Annotated in this window: 13 protein-coding genes; 2 read left to right on the plus strand and 11 right to left on the minus strand. The window is 51.0% G+C overall.

Annotation, left to right across the window (positions count from 1 at the left end):
* Positions 1 to 4: 4 nt before the first annotated feature.
* The 3 genes from MRY86_RS12385 to MRY86_RS12395 form a co-directional block, all read right to left on the minus strand.
* Positions 5 to 697: a thioredoxin family protein gene (locus MRY86_RS12385; RefSeq protein ID WP_293567593.1), complete on the minus strand. Its 693-nt coding sequence runs from the start codon at positions 695 to 697 to the stop codon at positions 5 to 7.
* A gap of 10 nt (positions 698 to 707) precedes the next feature.
* A complete protein-coding gene (locus MRY86_RS12390; protein ID WP_293567591.1) occupies positions 708 to 1,280 on the minus strand; it encodes a TlpA family protein disulfide reductase in 573 nt (190 codons plus the stop codon).
* Positions 1,281 to 1,410: 130 nt separating this feature from the next.
* On the minus strand, positions 1,411 to 2,223 hold the full coding sequence (locus MRY86_RS12395; protein WP_293567590.1) for a prohibitin family protein: 813 nt from the start codon (positions 2,221 to 2,223) through the stop codon (positions 1,411 to 1,413).
* A 481-nt stretch (positions 2,224 to 2,704) separates the two neighbouring features.
* On the opposite strand from MRY86_RS12395, the gene mscL reads away from it, so the two are divergent.
* On the plus strand, positions 2,705 to 3,118 hold the full coding sequence (gene mscL / locus MRY86_RS12400) for a large-conductance mechanosensitive channel protein MscL (protein ID WP_293567589.1): 414 nt from the start codon (positions 2,705 to 2,707) through the stop codon (positions 3,116 to 3,118).
* A 59-nt stretch (positions 3,119 to 3,177) separates the two neighbouring features.
* On the opposite strand, the gene dnaE is transcribed toward mscL, so the two are convergent.
* From dnaE to MRY86_RS12425, 5 genes are all read right to left on the minus strand, one after another.
* The gene (gene dnaE / locus MRY86_RS12405) at positions 3,178 to 6,741 is read right to left on the minus strand and encodes a DNA polymerase III subunit alpha (protein WP_293567587.1); all 3,564 of its coding nucleotides are present in this window, start codon (positions 6,739 to 6,741) and stop codon (positions 3,178 to 3,180) included.
* 367 nt (positions 6,742 to 7,108) lie between these two features.
* Complete coding sequence (locus MRY86_RS12410; protein ID WP_282784897.1) at positions 7,109 to 7,381, minus strand: phosphopantetheine-binding protein; 273 nt, start codon at positions 7,379 to 7,381, stop codon at positions 7,109 to 7,111.
* A gap of 130 nt (positions 7,382 to 7,511) precedes the next feature.
* Positions 7,512 to 9,005: a vanadium-dependent haloperoxidase gene (locus MRY86_RS12415; RefSeq protein WP_293567585.1), complete on the minus strand. Its 1,494-nt coding sequence runs from the start codon at positions 9,003 to 9,005 to the stop codon at positions 7,512 to 7,514.
* 375 nt (positions 9,006 to 9,380) lie between these two features.
* A complete protein-coding gene (locus MRY86_RS12420; protein ID WP_293567583.1) occupies positions 9,381 to 10,097 on the minus strand; it encodes a TIGR00730 family Rossman fold protein in 717 nt (238 codons plus the stop codon).
* Between the two features lie 134 nt (positions 10,098 to 10,231).
* Positions 10,232 to 11,503 (minus strand): sigma-54 dependent transcriptional regulator, encoded by a 1,272-nt coding sequence (locus MRY86_RS12425; RefSeq protein WP_282784907.1) that lies wholly within the window; start codon positions 11,501 to 11,503, stop codon positions 10,232 to 10,234.
* Positions 11,504 to 11,834: 331 nt separating this feature from the next.
* Between MRY86_RS12425 and lepA the strand changes: the two genes are divergently transcribed.
* Positions 11,835 to 13,625 carry a translation elongation factor 4 gene (gene lepA, locus MRY86_RS12430; RefSeq protein WP_293567580.1) on the plus strand — a complete coding sequence of 597 codons (1,791 nt, stop codon included), beginning with the start codon at positions 11,835 to 11,837 and terminating at the stop codon, positions 13,623 to 13,625.
* A gap of 787 nt (positions 13,626 to 14,412) precedes the next feature.
* Here lepA and MRY86_RS12435 read toward each other — a convergent pair.
* The 3 genes from MRY86_RS12435 to MRY86_RS12445 form a co-directional block, all read right to left on the minus strand.
* On the minus strand, positions 14,413 to 15,198 hold the full coding sequence (locus MRY86_RS12435; RefSeq protein ID WP_293567578.1) for an anti-sigma factor: 786 nt from the start codon (positions 15,196 to 15,198) through the stop codon (positions 14,413 to 14,415).
* Positions 15,199 to 15,207: 9 nt separating this feature from the next.
* On the minus strand, positions 15,208 to 15,807 hold the full coding sequence (locus MRY86_RS12440) for a sigma-70 family RNA polymerase sigma factor (protein ID WP_293567576.1): 600 nt from the start codon (positions 15,805 to 15,807) through the stop codon (positions 15,208 to 15,210).
* A gap of 171 nt (positions 15,808 to 15,978) precedes the next feature.
* A complete protein-coding gene (locus tag MRY86_RS12445; RefSeq protein ID WP_293567574.1) occupies positions 15,979 to 17,952 on the minus strand; it encodes an OmpA family protein in 1,974 nt (657 codons plus the stop codon).
* Between the last annotated feature and the right edge of the window lie 100 nt (positions 17,953 to 18,052).

The following is an 18,052-nucleotide window of genomic DNA, read 5'->3' on the forward strand; positions in this document are numbered from 1 at the left end:
AAGCTTAAGCCTTGATACCACAACCTACCGCTTTGGTCACAGGCGGATGGGGCGTTTCATTATTCATCAGGGCATTGATGGCATTCTCCAGGTATTTTTCCTCCACACCTTCAGGGTCGCGTACGCTGTCATCAATAGCACCGTGGTACTTCACGTAGCGGTCGGCATCCAACAGAAACACCTCAGGCGTTTTCGTTGCTCCATAAACGGGATATACTTCCTGCCCTTCGTCAAAGAGGTAAACGAAAGGGTAATCCATTTCCTCTGCCCGCGCCTGCATCGCCTCGAAGCTGTCGCCCGGCTGAATGGCGGGGTCGTTGGGCTGAATGGCCACCACCGGATAGCCCTGTGGGGCATACTTGTTGTGCAGGTCAATAATGCGCTGCTCGCTCGCTACTGCAAAGGGACAGGTATTGCAGGTGAAGATGACGACATAACCCTTAGGAGCATTTCCATTCGCATCTTTGATACCGGCAAGGCTGTAGGTCTTTCCATCTACATTTTTGAGCTCGAAGTCAGGTGCCTGCTCTCCAACGGCAATGCCTTCAGCACGCTGAGATACTGTTTTAGCTTCAGGTTTTGTCTCGGTGGCCTCCGTCGTTTCGGTGTTGGTGGCTTGCTCTTTTCCGGCTTCAGTGGCATTGCCACAAGCAGTCAGTAAGAGCCCAAGCAACAGGGTAGTCATCAGGTGTTTCATGGTCAAAGTGTTATGGTTGATAAATGGTATTGAGTTCCTGTTCCAGCTCTTCCAGGCTGTGCACGGCTTCTCCAACGAAGTGGCGGTCCTTGCCCCGGTAAAAAAGGGTAGCCGGTATGGCGCCGCTCCATTCCGGGGAAACCCGGTCAATCCAGTCATTGTACTTGCCATCCAGCAGTACGGCTACCATTGGCTTAATCTCCCGCTCTTCAACGAAGGGGACAAGGCGGGATTGCAACTGAGCCGGAAAATCAAGGCTGATGAGCCATATTCGAACCGGTTGGTCGGCATATTTTTTGCTCAGTTCTATGAAGTAAGGCAACTCCTTAACGCAGGGCTTGCACCAGGTGGCCCAGAAGTTGACTACGTAAGTGGTATCGTTATTCAGCGCCAGTAAGGGCGCCATATCGTCAAACTTTGGATAAACGGGGATGCCCGACAAAAGGCTGTCCGCCTCCGGATAGTCTTCGTAAACGGCGGCTTCTTCTTGCTGATCAGAGGTATTGCTGCTTGTTTCTTGCTGCTCTGAGGCACCACACCCGCCAGTCAGCAGCAATATCGCGAGCATCAGTCCTGTTTTCATGATTGTTGTTTTTCCATACTTACACTTTGAGAAAACGGTGGCGGGCGTAAAGGGTTTAAAAAAAGAGTGCCGCATACACGGCACCCTTCCAAAATAGTAATTAGTATGAAATCGCTTGGTTCTTACAACCTTAATTCTTGAGCGTGCTTTGCACCGCCCCCGGCTGCTGCGGGTCCATCAACATGGGCATATCCCCGTCGGTGATAATAACCTTGGTGTTCGGCGACTTGGCCAGCTCAAGGAACGCTTCGATGGACTTGAACTGCAGCACGTTGGGGTCGAGCCCCTGCGAGATGATGTTTTGTGCATCCCGGATACCTTCGGCTTCGATACGGCGGCGCTGCGCTTCCTGCTGTGCTTCCTGCAGGACGAACTCCATTCGAAGGGCACGTTGCTCGGCTTCCAGTTTTTCCTCGATCGCCCGGGCCAGGTTGGCAGGCAGCTGTATGCTCTTGATCAGCACCGCTTCGATAATGATGCCGCGTTCTTCGAGCAGGCCCGCCATCTGATCACGGATCGCCACTTCGATGGTTGCACGCTCGCCGGTGTGCATGTCCTTGGCGAAGTAACGGGCCGTAACGTCGGAAACCGTGGACCGGAAGACGGGAAGGATAACGTTGTTTTCATAATTCCGCCCAATTTCCCGGAGCAGATCAGGTGCTTTGTTTGCCTTTAGGTTATACAGGATAGAAATGTCGGCCCGGATATTGAGCCCTTCTTTGGAAGGCAGGTTGAGGCTGACCTCCATATTTTCGGTTTGGACCGGCACTTTGACTACCGTGGTGGTGAAGGGGTTGAATACCCGAAGCCCTTCGGTATATGGCCGGTCAGCATACTTCCCAAAAGTGCGCTTGACGCCGACCTCTCCTTGCTTTACTACAGTACAGCTAGTCGTAAGCGCGGACAGCGCCAAGCACATCATTAAAAACAGGAAATTTTTCATAGCCATTAATTTTAAGGTGATCAATAAACCATGAGATGGATGATTTGATACCACAGGACGCGTTTCGTGAGCCCAAACGAAAGCTATTTTTCAGCAAAACTAGCCTCTTTGATAGCTTTACTATAAATACAAAGCAAAACAAGCTTGGTTCGCGAAAAAGCTATTTTTTTTAATAGCAAGAAAATGTTTAGCAACTCTCCGGGAAGCTACTTTGAAGAAAAGACTATAGCATTACTATCAGGCAAAGAGAAGGCAAAAAAAGCGGGCAGCAGGAATCCGGGGGGAAGCGCTACTGCCCTTGTGTTTCAACGTGCACAGCTAAAGTAAGGATAAATGTGATACAGCGCAAGTGGCAGGCTTTATTTGTTCACTCCTGCCAAAGCCAACGAAAATGTAGAAAAGCATTGTTTCATCCATTTTAGCGATCAATTATTTGAGTTTCTGTCGTAATTTTCACGGGTTAAACCAACCACACCAAACAATGCTAAAAGAATTCAAGGCCTTTATTATGAAAGGCAACGTACTGGAATTGGCTGTAGCCGTGATCATTGCGGGTGCATTCGGGGCCATTGTCAAGTCGCTCACGGCTGATGTCATTATGCCACCGATTGGCCTCGCGCTGGGCGGGGCAGACTTCTCCAGCCTCGCTATCGTGCTTCAGGAGGGCGTGTCCAATGACGCGGGCGAGCTCGTGCAGGAGGAGGTTGCCATCCGCTATGGTATTTTCATACAGCGGATTTTGGACTTTGTAATTATTGCCTTCATTGTTTTCATGATCATCCGGTCTTACAACCGCCTGACGGAAAAGAAAGAGGCAGAGGAAGCCCCACCCGCGCCTAAGGGGCCTTCGCAGGAAGAACTGTTGGCTGAAATCCGGGACTTGCTTAAGAAGTAAAGAGGGCAGAGGAGGAGGAAGGCACTTCGAAAGAGCCTTCCTCCTAGCCGCGTCTGCAATCAATTCAACACATACTCCACCCCAATCTTCTCCAGCTCCGCAATAAAGCCATTCGCGGCATTCACTTTCCGCTGCTTGGCTTTCATCTTCAGCTTTAGGCGCTTGGAGCGGTCGATGATCTCCATGCGTAGGCTGTGCGGGCCTGCGTGCTCAGCGCAGGCTTTGTCCACGGCTTCGATGAGCTCCATGGTCAGCCCTTCCACTGGGATTTTCAGGGTGATGGCGTCGGTCATGTTTTCCGCAATGCCGTCCAGGAGTTTGATTTCTTTCACCTTGATTTCCAGGCTTTCATCGCGCCAGCTCTTCTGCCAGCCCAGGTTGAGGTAGAGGGCTTTCCCGATTTCCAGCAGGTGCTTGAACTTCTGGTAGTCCTCGCCAAATAGCTTGAATTCCAGGGAGCCATTGTAATCCTGAAGCTCAAAAATGCCCCAGCCATTGCCGTTTTTGCTGATGAGGTGGCGGGCATTGATCACCATGCCGGCTACGTTGAGGGAGGGCCGGTTTTTGCTGTCCTCCACCTGGTCCAGCGGGCAGTTGGTGAAGTTTTCCACTTCTACTTTGTAGTCATCCAGCGGATGCCCGCTGATGAAGATGCCGGTGACGTTTTTCTCATTGTTGAGCTGCTCGATGAGCGGCCAGGGCTCGCACTCGGGCACCTCAGGCTCAGGGATCAGAACTTCATCTGAATCTCCAAAAAGAGAATTCACCGCCTGTGCCTTTTGCGCCTGATAGGCATTGCCGTAGCGCAGGGCGTGCTCCAGGAGGCTGTCGAATTTATCGGAGGGGGTAAAGTACTGCGCCCGGTGGGTGTCCTCAAAGCAGTCGAAGCCACCGCCCATTGCCAGGCTCTCCATCACCTTTTTATTGACAGAGCGGAGGTTGAGCCGGCGCATCATGTCGAAGATGCTCTCAAACTTCCCATTTTCATCCCGCTCCTCTACAATGGCTTCCACGGGCCCCTCTCCCACCCCACGCAGGGCGGTCAGGCCAAAGCGGATGTTCCCGCTTTTGTCTACCGAGAAATCTGCAACCGATTCATTCACACTTGGGCCAAGTACATTCAGCCCCATGCGCTTGCATTCCTGCAGGAAGAAGGTCACCTTGCTAATATCGCTCTTGTTGTTGGTCAGCACGCTGGCCATGAATTCCGCCGGGTAATGCGCCTTGAGGTAGGCGGTTTGGAAGGCGACGAAGGCATAGCAGGTCGAGTGCGACTTGTTAAAGGCGTAAGAGGCGAAAGCTTCCCAGTCCTTCCAGACTTTCTCCAGCTTGTCCTTATCATGGCCGCGCTCCACCCCTCCTTCGATAAACTTAGGGTGCAGTTCGTCAATGATCTTCTTTTTCTTCTTACCCATGCCCTTCCGCAGCATATCTGCCTGACCTTTGGTAAAGCCGGCCAGCTTTTGCGAAAGCAACATTACCTGCTCCTGATAGACCGTAATGCCATAGGTTTCCTCCAGGTACTCCTGCATATCGGACAAGTCGTAAGTCACTGGTTTGCGCCCGTGCTTACGGTCGATAAATTCCGGGATGTACTCAAGCGGGCCGGGGCGGTAGAGGGCGTTCATGGCGATGAGGTCCTCAAAGGCGGTAGGCTTGAGCTCCTTCATGTACTTCTGCATGCCTGCGGACTCGTACTGGAAAATGCCAACCGTCTCCCCGCGCTGAAAAAGCTCGTAGGTCTTGGGGTCGTCCAGCGGGATCATGTCCATATCGAGCTTGACATCGTGGTTCCGTTCTGCCATAGCCACCGCTTTTTTGATGATGGTCAGGGTTTTCAGACCCAGGAAGTCCATCTTAAGCAGGCCGGCGTCTTCCGCCACACTGTTGTCAAACTGAGAGACGAGCATGCCGGTGTCCTTGTCCGCAGTCACCGGTACGTAGCGGGTGATGTCATCCGGTGTGATGACCACTCCACAGGCGTGTATGCCAGTGTTCCGGACGGAGCCTTCAAGTTTGCGGGCCGTTTGGATCATCTGCCCGATTTTGTCGTCGGCCTCGGCCAGTTGCCGGAACTGATAGGCTTTTTCGCGCTCTTCGCTGTTGAGGGCGCCTTTGAGCTTGTCGTCGATATCGCCATCCTTCAGCACTTTGGCGAGGCTGGCTTTGAGGTGGTTGGGGAAGGTCTTGGCTACCCGGTCCACTTCGGAAAGCGGCACATCCATTACCCGGCCTACATCGCGCAGGCTGGATTTGGCAGCCATGGTGCCGTAAGTGACAATTTGGGCGACTTGGTTTTGCCCGTATTTGTCGATCACATAGTCGATGACCTTCTGCCGGCCTTCGTCATCAAAGTCAATATCAATATCCGGCATGGAAATCCGCTCCGGGTTGAGAAATCGCTCAAACAGGAGGTCGTACTTGATCGGATCGACATTCGTAATCCCCACACAGTAGGCCACTGCCGAACCCGCCGCCGAGCCCCGCCCTGGGCCAACAGAAACGCCCATCTCCCGGGCTGTGGTGGTGAAGTCCTGCACGATAAGGAAGTAGCCGGGATAGCCGGAGTTTTCAATGACAGAAAGCTCGAAGTCGAGGCGTTCTTTGATCTCAGGCGTAATCGTACCGTACCGTTTTTTAGCGCCTTCGTAGGTCAGGTGGCGCAGGTAATCGTCCTGTGTGGCAAATTGCTCCGGCATGGGGAAAGCCGGCAGGAGAATATCCCGGGCCAGCGTGAGCTTATCGATCTTGTCGTAAATCTCAATGGTATTCGCCAGTGCCTCTTCGTGGTCGTGGAAGAGCTCTGACATCTGCTGCTGTGTCTTGAAGTAGAAGTCAGAACTCGGGAACTTGAAACGGGTGCTCTCTTCCAGCAGGCTGCCGGTATTGATGCAGAGTAGGATATCGTGGGGCATCCAATCGTCCTCCTCTACGTAGTGAGAATCATTGGTGGCAATGACCTTGACGTTGTGCTTTTGGGCCAGCTTCAGCAGCTTTTGGTTGACAGCTTCCTGACTGAGGTTGGAGTAGATCGGATTGCCTTTGCTGTCTTTACCTACGTCGATATTGTCCAGCCCGCGGTGGCGCTGTAGCTCAATGTAGTAATCATCACCGAAAATATTCAGCCACCATTTCAACTCTTGTTCTGCTTCCTCATCTTTACCCGCCAGAAAAAGCTGCGGGATGATGGCACCAATGCAACAGGAGGTAACAACCAGGCCTTCGTGGTACTTCTCAATTAATTCCTTGTCGATACGGGGGTACTTGCTGTAGGTGCCCTCGATAAAGCCCAGGGAGCAAAGCTTGCTCAGGTTTTCATAGCCTTTCTGGTTTTTGGCCAGCATAAGTTGGTGGTAGCGGCGGTCTCTTTCCCCTTTGGCTCTGGAAAAGGCTTTCTTGTGCCGGTCCTCCACGACATAAAATTCACAACCAATGATAGGCTTGAGGTCGCGCCTTTCTGCCTCCGCTACAAACTTGAAAGCGCCAAACATATTCCCGTGGTCCGTCAGGGCAACGCCTTTCTGGCCATCTTTGGCGGCTTTGTCCATCATGGCTCCGATCTCGGAGGCGCCATCGAGCAGTGAATATTGAGTATGACAGTGCAGGTGTACGAATTCCGGCATGATGTTATCGGTTTCGGCTGAAAAAGAGAAGGCTTTTCGAGCTGTTATTGACAGTTTCTACGATAACACCGAAAATAGGGCTTTCGGTTGAAGCAAAAAATTAAATTGGGAAAGAGTTTTCCACATCGGCTGCGGACCTTAGGGACAGAAAGGGAATGCCAGGAAACAGGACAAGTGCTCTCTGTGGACAGGGAACACTTGCTGTTGTCTTTTTCCGGTACAAGGCGCAACCTGTACCGGTGTCGAAAGGAGTTCAGGCAACCTAACTAACAAAGCTGCCTTTTACCAAACAGGTTGACAGACCTGCCTGCTTGGGCTACAGCCTTACGGGCAGGCAGGAATAAATGATGAAATTTTTTCTCTGCCACTAAGCAGCATACTTCATCAGGTAATTCGTCGCGTCCTCCACGGTTTCAATGGCATCATATTCTTCAGCAGAAAGGTAAGCGTTGAAACGGCTTTCCAGCTCAGCGATCAGCAGCATCAGGTCAATAGCATCCAGATAAAGGTCTTCCTGAAGGCGGCTGTAAGGGTGAATATTGTCAACCGGCATATTCAAACGCCAGCTGATCAGGTCAATGACGCGGTTTTGAATCGTGTGGGTAGCAGCGGGGGATTCTACAGTTATTTGATTTGTCATAGCGGGTATTGCGTTACTTTTCGAGGTAGATAACGAACACCATCGTCAATTGGTTGCCTGACGTTTTTCAATTTTGTCGAAAAAAAAGACCGATTGGTCTTTTCCAGTCATTTCTTCGTCTTTGGGGCACCTATTCTGAGCTGCTCAGCCTGGAAGCACCAATATGCTTTTGGTAAAATCTCCATACCTCCTGTGCCACATCACGGCCCAACTCCAGGCCGGCAACATTCTCACTTTGAATGTGATAGCCTCCCAGCACCCTTGAAATCCCAGCCATCTCTGCCGTTTCTGTAAAGGTTAGGAACTCAAGCACCACTGTATCACCAAGGTTATCCGGCTCCGTCAGTGCCCCGGCAACCAGTTGCTGGCTTTCGCCAAATTGGTCGCTTCCGGTAAAAAGACGCAGGGCTTCCGCACAGGCACCGCTGATTGTACTATGGCCAGATACGTAACTGGGGAAAGGTGGACAGAGGAATTCTGCCGGAGAATAAGGGCGCCATTCCTCCCCCTTCATCTTCACGAAGCCTTTGCCCGGGCCTGCCCAGCCAGTGATCTCTTTACCGCGGTAATGATCATGGACCAGCGCGTAGGGGCGTGCAAAATCATAGTGCATCTTGGAATCCCAGGAAGCGATAAAAGCGTCCATAGCGGTGACTTGATTCAGGAAGTACATTTTCACGTCTTCATCCAGGGTATGCTTATCGCGCCGGGAGACATCCTGAGCAAACTTTAGCCAGTGCCCGGCCTGCTGCACCGATTGAGGCCCATCGCGCATAAACTCGACGAGGGCTTTTTCCGCATCGGTCAGGTTGGCTTGCATTTCCACCACTTCTTCCACTTCTTTGGCCAGTTGTTCTGAGCCTTTCATCGGAGGCGGCCCGGGGCGGAACTGATCAGCAGACTGGATGCCGATCGTTTTGACCAACTGCCAGTAGGGTGTCAGGCAGCCAGGTGCGTAGCGTTGCCCTTCCTTCGTGACGAAATACTTAGGCTGCCAGCGGTTGATATCTACATTTTCTTCCGGTGTATTCACCGGCAGGTAACCTGTGTAATCTGCATAAGGCATGCCCTTAGCCCCTTCGGCCTCGCCGTACTGATTGGCCCCATCTCCTTTTCGGGCTTCGATGACCGCTGCCGCTGCCAGATTACCGATACCAGCAGGAGTAGCAGGATCAACCGACTGATTGTCCGGGTCATAGCCCAGCTCCTCCATAAACGACCTGAACAACAAGCTATCGGTGTAGTAGTACTCGCACAGGGTGCGGTAGGCCGCATAGCTAATGGCTTCTTCCTTGTTACCCAGCGTTTGTGCGGAGATGGGCTGACGCTCTACATCGCTGAGATAAACCGGCGAAGCCTGCTCATCGTAACGCGACCAGGCATCAAATACGGCCACAAAGATAAGCCCGAGGTAACGGGAAGTCACCGTGGGGCGGGGGTTGAAACGCTCCGTGTCATTGGCAGTAGCCTGCAGCGCCATTTCTCCCCACTTGTAGGCAATATTGTCGGCGCCCATGGGTTCTTCAGCTGCCTGAGTAGCTGCCTTATCCATTTGTTCAGATGGCGCACAACCAAGCAGCAACAGCGCCCATGCAAGCGGTAAAATGTAAAGAAATCTCTTCATAACGGTGTTCGTTTATTTATAGCTTGTTTTCAGCTCCGGTATTAACATCGTATACCAAAGCGTATGCTTCTTTAGGAATAAAATATGCAGACCATAAGGGAGGGGGAAATTGGCGGATAAAGAACAGGCAGCATGCTTTACACAGGATGACCCTGTGAAAGCGCGCCCAACTGGAATCCAGCCGACAATTAAAGGTAAAAATATATTTGATAAATAGAAAATAAACCCAGCACAAAGGGCTGACTGAAGAGAGAAGAAAGAGCATTGGCAGGCGCTTCAAAGTGAAGTATGGTGGCAGCGCGGAATAGGTTTTGCCTAAACTGAACCGGGCGGTCTAAAGAAGAGGAGCCGCCCGGTACTGTATTCTTTTTCAGCTTAAAGCTCGTAGTTCGGGCTTAACTCTTCGCCCTTGTCTGCGTAAAACTGATCAATGATGGCAACGACTTCTTCAGGGTCGTCGACGATCGGCATCAGGTCCAGGTCATCAGGATTAATATTATGGTGTTCTTCGAGCATCACCTGCTTGATCCATTCCTTCATCCCGCCCCAGAATTCAGTCCCGACCAGAATGATTGGAACCTGGGTAATTTTTTTGGTTTGAACCAGCGTCAACACTTCAAACAGCTCATCCATAGTGCCAAACCCGCCGGGCAGGGCGATAAATGCCTGGGCATACTTCACAAACATGACCTTGCGGACGAAGAAGTATCGGAAATTAAGGTTGGCATCGTGGTCTACATATTGATTAGAGCCCTGCTCAAAGGGCAGGTCGATATTGAGCCCTAGAGAGCGGCCGCCGTACAAGTGTGCGCCTTTGTTACCGGCTTCCATAATACCCGGGCCGCCACCCGTGATCACACCGTAGCCCGCTTCCGTAAGGATACGCGCGATGTCAACGGCTTTCTTGTAATTAGGGTGGTCTGGCTTGGTACGGGCAGAGCCAAAAATGGACACGCAGGGCCCCATTTTATTCAGGGTTTCAAACCCATCTACAAACTCGGAGATGACCTTGAACATGGTCCAGGAATTCTCTCCTTTCATGGCGCGGCCCCACTGCCGCATTTCGTGCTTTTTCACTTGATTACTGGTCATAGGCTATTCTTTTATTCAGGATAGTTGGTTCCTCCCTTATGCCCGAACAATCGAACGGCTGCCTTTTCCAAGCAGAAAGGGCAGCCGTGGCAAAGGGGCATATAAAGACAACTGAAGCGGGCGTTTAGTTCAATTCAGGCCTTTTGATAGACGGCAAATTGCTCGTCAATGAAGTCCAGCAATGCCTCTTTACTCTCGAAGCGGGCAAAGATATCCTTCAGTTTCTGGCTGGGCGCAGCGCTGGTGGGCAGTACATAATGTTCCACATCTCCTTCGCTAATCCGGTCTTTGCTAAGGATGACCAGCCGTTCTATGGCATTGCGCAGCTCTCGGATGTTGCCGGTCCAGTTGACGTCTTTCAGGCGTTCCAGCGCGCTGGGGGCTATGGGTTTTGCGGGGACGCCGTATTCCTGGCAGACCTGCTTCACAAAGTGCCTGGCCAGGGTGGGAATATCATCTTTGCGGTCATTTAGGGAGGGTACCCGGATGATGATCACAGCCAAACGGTGGTAGAGGTCTTCCCTGAAGCGGCCCTCTTCAATTTCTTTGCGCAGGTCTTTGTTGGTAGCTGCTACTACTCGGACATCGACGCTGATCTCCTTGTCCCCGCCTACGCGGGTGATCCGGCTTTCCTGTAGTGCCCGAAGTACTTTAGCCTGAGCGGAAAGGCTCATATCGCCGATTTCATCCAGGAAGAGGGTGCCGCCGTTAGCTTGCTCAAATTTACCGATGCGCTGCTTGTGAGCGGAAGTAAACGCGCCTTTCTCATGGCCAAACAACTCGCTTTCAATCAGCTCAGCTGGTATGGCCGCACAGTTGACTTCTATAATGGGCTGATCCGAGCGGGCACTCTTTTCGTGCAGCCAGCGGGCCACAAGTTCCTTACCGGTCCCGTTGGGCCCCAGGATGAGTACCCGGGCATCGGTTGGCCCTACCTGATCAATGGTATTTTTGACTTCCTGTACACCTTCTGATTCTCCGATGATCTCCTGTACTTTAGACTTGGACACCTTTCGCTTGAGCAGCTTGGTTTCGGTAACGAGGCTGGATTTATCCATCGCATTCCGGATAGTAATCAGCAATCGGTTGAGGTCCGGTGGTTTGGAAATAAAGTCGAAAGCGCCTTTTTTTACGGCTTCCACTGCTGTGTCGATGTTAGCATGCCCCGAAATCATGACGACGGGGGTATCCGGTGCCAGTATTTGAACGCGCTCCAATGCTTCCATGCCGTCCATTTTGGGCATCTTGATGTCCATAATCACCACATCGTACCGGGATTGCTTTAGCTTTACCAGGCACTCCATGCCGTCCGAAGCTTCTTCCACCTCGTACTTTTCGAATTCAAGGATGTCCCGCAGGGTTCGGCGAATGCTTTTTTCGTCGTCAACGATGAGAACTTTGGCCATACTTCAAATCGGTTTTGCTGCCACCGGGCTGCGCCCCGGGAGAGGCGGAACCAGTATCAGGTTGTTTGTATTGGATTGATCTAACCGGCTAATTAGTAAGTGGGTATACGCCACCAGGCCACTGAAGGTTTCAGCAGCGCATCAGCTTTTTCCAAATATAAAAATTTGGCGCATATCAAATCAGGGCAAGCCAACTATTTGCAGCGCATTCCATTATATAAGGAGGTGCAGGGCATCTAAACGGGTATGCCGACGTAAAATAGATGTAATAATCAGCCCTGTCGCAGAAATAGTGCATACCAACATCTAAAATAGCGTATATTTGCAAGCTATGAAGCAGACCAGAAACTTTTGTGTAATCGCCCATATTGACCATGGGAAGAGTACCCTCTCCGACCGGCTTTTGGAGTATACCAAGACGATTGCCGACCGGGAGATGAAAGACCAGGCCCTGGACAACATGGACCTGGAGCGGGAGCGTGGCATTACCATTAAGAGTCACGCCATACAGATGTATTACGACCGTCCAAGCGATGGGAAACAATATACGTTCAACCTTATCGATACACCGGGCCACGTGGACTTCAGCTACGAGGTATCCCGTTCTATTGCCGCCTGCGAGGGCGCACTCCTGCTGGTAGATGCCTCTCAGGGTATTCAGGCACAGACTATTTCCAATCTCTACTTAGCGATTGAGCATGACCTTGAGATCATCCCCATCCTCAATAAGGTAGACATGGAAAGTGCTATGATCGATGAAGTCTCTGATCAGATTATTGACCTCATTGGTTGTGAAAAGGAGGACATTCTCCTGGCCAGTGGCAAGACCGGGCGTGGTGTTCCTGACATTATGGAAGCCATTGTGGAGCGCATCCCCGCGCCACAAGGTGACCCCGAAGCGCCACTGCAAGCACTGATCTTTGATTCCGTTTTCAATGCTTACCGCGGTGTCATCGCTTACTTCCGGATACTTAATGGCACAATGCGCAAAGGCGACCTTGTCCGGTTTGTGAACACGGGCAAGGAGTACGAAGCCGACGAGATCGGTGTGCTCAAAATGACACAGCACCCTAAAAACAAACTGGAGGCTGGCAACGTAGGCTACATCATTACCGGCATTAAGGAATCCAAGGAAATCAAAGTCGGTGATACCATCACTACGGTGGAACGCCCCTGTGAAAAGGCGATTCAGGGTTTTGAAGATGTCAAGCCCATGGTTTTTGCCGGGATTTTCCCCCTTGACAACGATGACTTCGAGGACTTGCGGGACAGCCTGGAAAAATTGCAGCTGAATGATGCCTCCCTGGTATTTGAGCCAGAGACTTCCGCTGCACTGGGCTTCGGATTCCGCTGCGGATTCCTGGGCATGCTGCACCTGGAAATTGTGCAGGAGCGCCTCTACCGGGAGTTTGATATGGATGTCATTACGACCGTTCCCAACGTTTCCTATAACCTGATGGACAAGTCCGGAGAGGAATACACGGTACGAACGCCTTCGGAGTTGCCTGAACAGCATACTATTGAAATGGTAGAAGAGCCCTACATCACGGCTCAGATCATCACCAAGCCAGAGTTTATCGGAACGATCATGACCCTCTGCATGGAGAAACGGGGCACGCTGACCAAGCAGCATTACCTCACGCCTGAGCGGGTGGAGCTATCCTTTGACCTGCCGTTGGCGGAGATTGTGTTTGACTTCTATGATCGTCTCAAATCTGTCTCCCGGGGCTACGCCAGCTTCGACTACCAGCCTATAGAGTACCGGGAAACGGACCTGGTTAAGCTGGATATCCGCCTAAACGGTGAGCCTGTGGATGCACTCTCCGCGCTGGTTCACCGGTCTAAAGCAGAAGCTTTTGGCCGGCAGATATGCAAAAAACTCAAGGAACTACTGCCACGCCAACAGTTTGTTATTGCCATACAGGCGGCAGTGGGCGCCAAGGTTATTGCACGGGAAACCATCTCCGCCCTGCGTAAAGATGTAACTGCCAAGTGTTACGGTGGTGATATTACGCGGAAGCGGAAACTCCTGGAAAAGCAGAAGGCTGGTAAGCGCCGTATGCGTCAGTTCGGAAAAGTCGAGGTACCCCAAAAGGCATTCCTTGATGTGCTGAAGCTTTAATGCCTAAATAGGACAGGTGCCCTCTATGCGGGGTTTCCTCCAAAAGCAGAAGGCACTGTCTTACCCGAGGGTTAGGCAGTGCCTTCGCTGTTTTTAGCATCAGCTGTAGTTGGTTAGTTTTTCGTTTTGTTTTGACAGCTTAGCTTATGCAACAAAAGCTATTGCCCCTCTCACCTGTAAACAGGCAGGAGGGACAATAACTATGATATAGGTGTTAACCGCTACAGTGTAACCTTCCAAACAAACCTGTTTAGCATGATTAACACCGGTAATGCGATATTGCACCATATCGGTTAGACAGGAACCGGGGCTCCGTCAGCAATAAGTTCATGGGAAAGTACCAGAAGCCGAAGGGCTTCACCGCTGCTTCCAATCACTAAAGCAGTGAATGATGTATGCAGCAAGTATAGTAATGTGTTTGGTTTTGATTGGGGTGTGTGCCATAGCTTACTAATGCAAGGAGGAGCTTTGGCAATCCTCCGTTTTTAACAGGTAAGGGGGGGTGATCAGATCAATTAATAGTAACGGCTGCGTGTTTTTTGAGCCATAAGATTTGAAAAGAACACTAACCCTCCACCTACAACAAATGCACCTGAGGCAATGTATAGGATTAACATAGGCCGATTGGATTTAAAAATTAAACAATAAATTTTGGACTATTAGGGTGGATATGTTCTGAGGGCGCTACTAAAATGGAGAATTTTTGATAATCTACCTAATTTTCAGCCACATTTTTTGACTTCAACCGACACTGTCCAATGGCAAGGTGATTAATTACCCTTCAAAGCTATACTTCGCCGTTTGCGACGAGCTGTTCAACGGTAGGTTTCGCGCTACCGCCTTCTGGTTCTATGGTAATATTCAAACTCTCAGCATGGTCTATGTAGGATACAGCTTGCAATCCTTTGTTTCTTTGCTGGAGGACTCCCATGTTGATCATTTCACCTTCAACATCCGCCCACAACTGATAGGTTTTTCCAGCAGGCAATTCAGGTAGTAGACCGGCGTTGATATAAGCTACTTTTTCGAGCTCATTGAGATAGGCAACCGCTTCGGCACTTGGTGCCTGCAGGCCCGTAGCATGGAGGCGCACAGGAACAGTAGCTTCGTGCGTAAGGGTGGCAAACACTTGCTGCTCCTGCTGGAGCGCGGCTTTCTGACGCTCGCATTCTGCCTGAAAGGTCAAATACTGGCTTTTCAGTGAAGCCAAATCACGTTCTGCAGCAGCTTTGCCTCTATACAAAAATAGTGAAGCACCTATCAGAAGCGCAAGCAATACGACCCCCATCCAGTTAGAGCCCGACCGGGCAGGACCTGGTGCGCCAGCATCTCCATCAGACTGCTGATCTGCCTGTTCGACCCCATGCATGACTCTGGACTTCAGTTCCTCCGGAGGCATAACGGCGTACTGCTTTGCGTACTGATCCAGTGCTTCCCGCATCTGATCAATTTCGGACTGAACTTCCGGAAAGGTATCTGCATACTGTTTAACCACAGCAGTTTCCTCTTCATCCGTTAGGCCCAGTACATATTGCTCTAGTAATCCAGTCTGTAAAAATTTATCTTTATTCATGGCATATTCTTAAACGACAAACCACCATACCGACAGGCAAAAAGCTGCGATTAACAGGTGGGTTAAGCCTGGCTCTGAAAAGATTTTCCTTAACTCACGGAGCCCTATCCGGACTCGCGATTTCACTGTACCAATTGGCAGCTGAAGATGCTCAGCAATTTCCTGCTGAGTGTAACCCTGGAAGTAAGCCAGTTCGATAATTTCCCGGTATTTATCTTCCAACTGATCGACAAAGGTTCTCAAACCAATTTGATCTGTGTTTTGGGCTGTGCTCAGTTGATGGTTATTCTTCAAATGCTCATCTACGGATACGGCCTGCCGCCTTCGCCGGAATGCTGCTGAACGTGTCTTGTCAATCGCTCCGTTTCGGGTGATGTTGAGCAGCCAGGTAAAAAGTGTTCCCTTCTTCGTGTCATAAGCTGCAGCGTTTTTCCAGACTTTAATGAACGTTTCCTGCACCACATCCTGAGCAATGGCTTCTGATTTTACGATATGCATCGCAATGCCATACAGGGATGGCGCATAGGAATCGTAGATTTCTTCAACGGCTGATTTATCCTTCGCCTGAAGGCGGCGCACCAGTTTGTCCTCATTTAATTTTACGGCCATAATCAGCGTTTGAATTCCGGGTGTAGGATTAACTTAATATTCAGGGCAAGGTTCCAAAGGCGGAACAGAGCCCTATGACTTTTGTTCACTGTTTAGGTAGGGATATTTGGCAGGGCAGCTTGCGTGCTAAATTCCTAAATTGTCTGCCTGAGGCTGTCAGGCAGTATACGGCTATTCCAGCACTCTGATTTTCACTTCCACACGTCGATTGAGGGCTTTTGTGGTCTCGTCTTTGACCTCCCCTTTGCCCTCCATGTAGATATGGTCTACCTCCAGCCCGTTGTCCATGATGACCAATGCAATCTGCTTGGCGCGTTCTTCGGAGAGCCGGAGGTTGTAGTCGTCTGTACCGATGTCATCGGAGAACCCGACGATTCGAATATCCTGAGCCTCTTTTTTCTGCAGCGGTTTCAGAAAAGCTAATAGTTTTTCACGTTCTTCTATTTCCATCTTGTCTTCATCAAAGGGGAAGAAAACGGTATGGGTGTACTCAACAAATTTCTTACGCGGCAGCGGCGGAGCTATGGCCTGAAGAGTGTCCTGCTCAATGGCCGGAGCAGCATCAGGTATATCAAATGTGGAATGGAGCAACAGCTCAATGGTGTAGAACTGACGGTTGTTCCATCGCGGTATGATAAAGGCATTTTCATAGGGGTGAAAAAACTTTTTGCTGACCGCCGTGAATAGCGTGTCGCCAGCGGGTACACAAAGGAAAAACCGCCCGTCCCGTCCAACCTGAATATCCTGACGCCCTTCAATGGAAACCGTAGCGCTCACCGTCATTTCCAAAGAACTATCGATCACCAGCCCTTCCACAAAGGTTATTGGATGGCTATAAAGCTGCGTATCCAGTCGAAAGCGGAAGATATCAAGCCCACCGGCGCTTTCCTCCGGCCGGTCCGAGGCGAAATAGCCCGTCTGCCCATCTGCAGTCAGGAAAAAACCCAGCTCCCGGAAGGCAGAATTCACCGGTGGGCCAAGATTAATAGGCACAGACCACTCACCATCGTTGTCCTTCCAGCTCATGAAGATATCTTGGTCGCCCATGCCCGGGTGGCCGTTGGAGGAAAAGTAAAGGGTCTGCCCGTCGTTCGTGATGAAGGGGGCTTCTTCGTCCAGTTTTGAATTGATGCCTGCTCCCAGGTTGACGGCCTCTCCCCAGGATCCGTCTGCCTGCCGCTCACAAACATAGAGGTCTGTCCCTCCCACCCCACCGGGGCGGTTACTGGCAAAATAGAGGGTCTGTCCATCGCAGCTGATCGCTGCCTGGGATTCCCATCCTCCGGAATTGGCAAAGCCTTCCAGAGGCGCCATGGCGGTGACCTCCCGGTTTTGGTCCATTTCCACTTGCCAGATATCACAGCCACCGAGCACGCCTTCCCTGCCGCATACGGTGTAAAACAAGACTCGCCCGTCCCGGACAAAGGTGCTCATGCCCTCGTCTTTTCTGGTGTTCAGGTCACGGACAGGACGCCCTCTTGACCATTGCCCATCCGCGAAATCGCTTTCATAGAGGTCTTCGTCCCCCTTATCCGTCTTGCGGGTGAAATACAGCAGCTTCTGGTCATTGGTCAGAAAAGGGAAATAATCGTCCGCTTTGGTATTGACTTGCCCTCCAAGCGGCTCTACGGTAGTGATGTTGATAAATTTGATGGAATCCAGTGAGACCTCGCAGGCACGAATATTACCGGGCAGCCGCCTAAGGTACTCCTCCTCCATTTCAAGCTCCCGCTCCGTATTCAGGCTAAAGGTATCAACACCCCATGCCTGGAGGGCTTCATACTTAGAAAAGTATCCCAGCGCTTCCTCTGGTTTCCCAGCCTTGTAAAACGCTTCTCCGGCTTGGAAGTACATCGCCCGCGAAAAAAGGGAATCCTGGTCAAGAATCTGTTTGTACTCCTGTGCAGCACCTTCATAATCCCGCTGCACTTCCAGACAGAGCGCCAGGCCGCGTCTGGCAGCATTAAAATCGGGCTTTGCTTTTACTGCTTTCCTAAACAACCGAAGGGCCTGTTCCTCCTTCCCGGCCAGCAATGCTTCTTCCCCTGCTTTATAATAATCCACCGCATCACCTGGGCTCACCACCTGAGCAGCAGTCGTAAAGAAACAGCAAATAAGGAACAGCCCGAAAAAGATACGTGCCATTGGGAGTCAGTTTTTGGAATAGTACAGCAGGCCTCACTGCTTAAATCAGCCCAAAACTAATAGATTTTTTTATAATATTTTCAATCTATAGCTGGTAAAA

Origin of the sequence: Phaeodactylibacter sp. (assembly GCF_022763345.1) — a bacterium.
Classification (GTDB): Bacteria; Bacteroidota; Bacteroidia; order Chitinophagales; family Saprospiraceae; genus Phaeodactylibacter.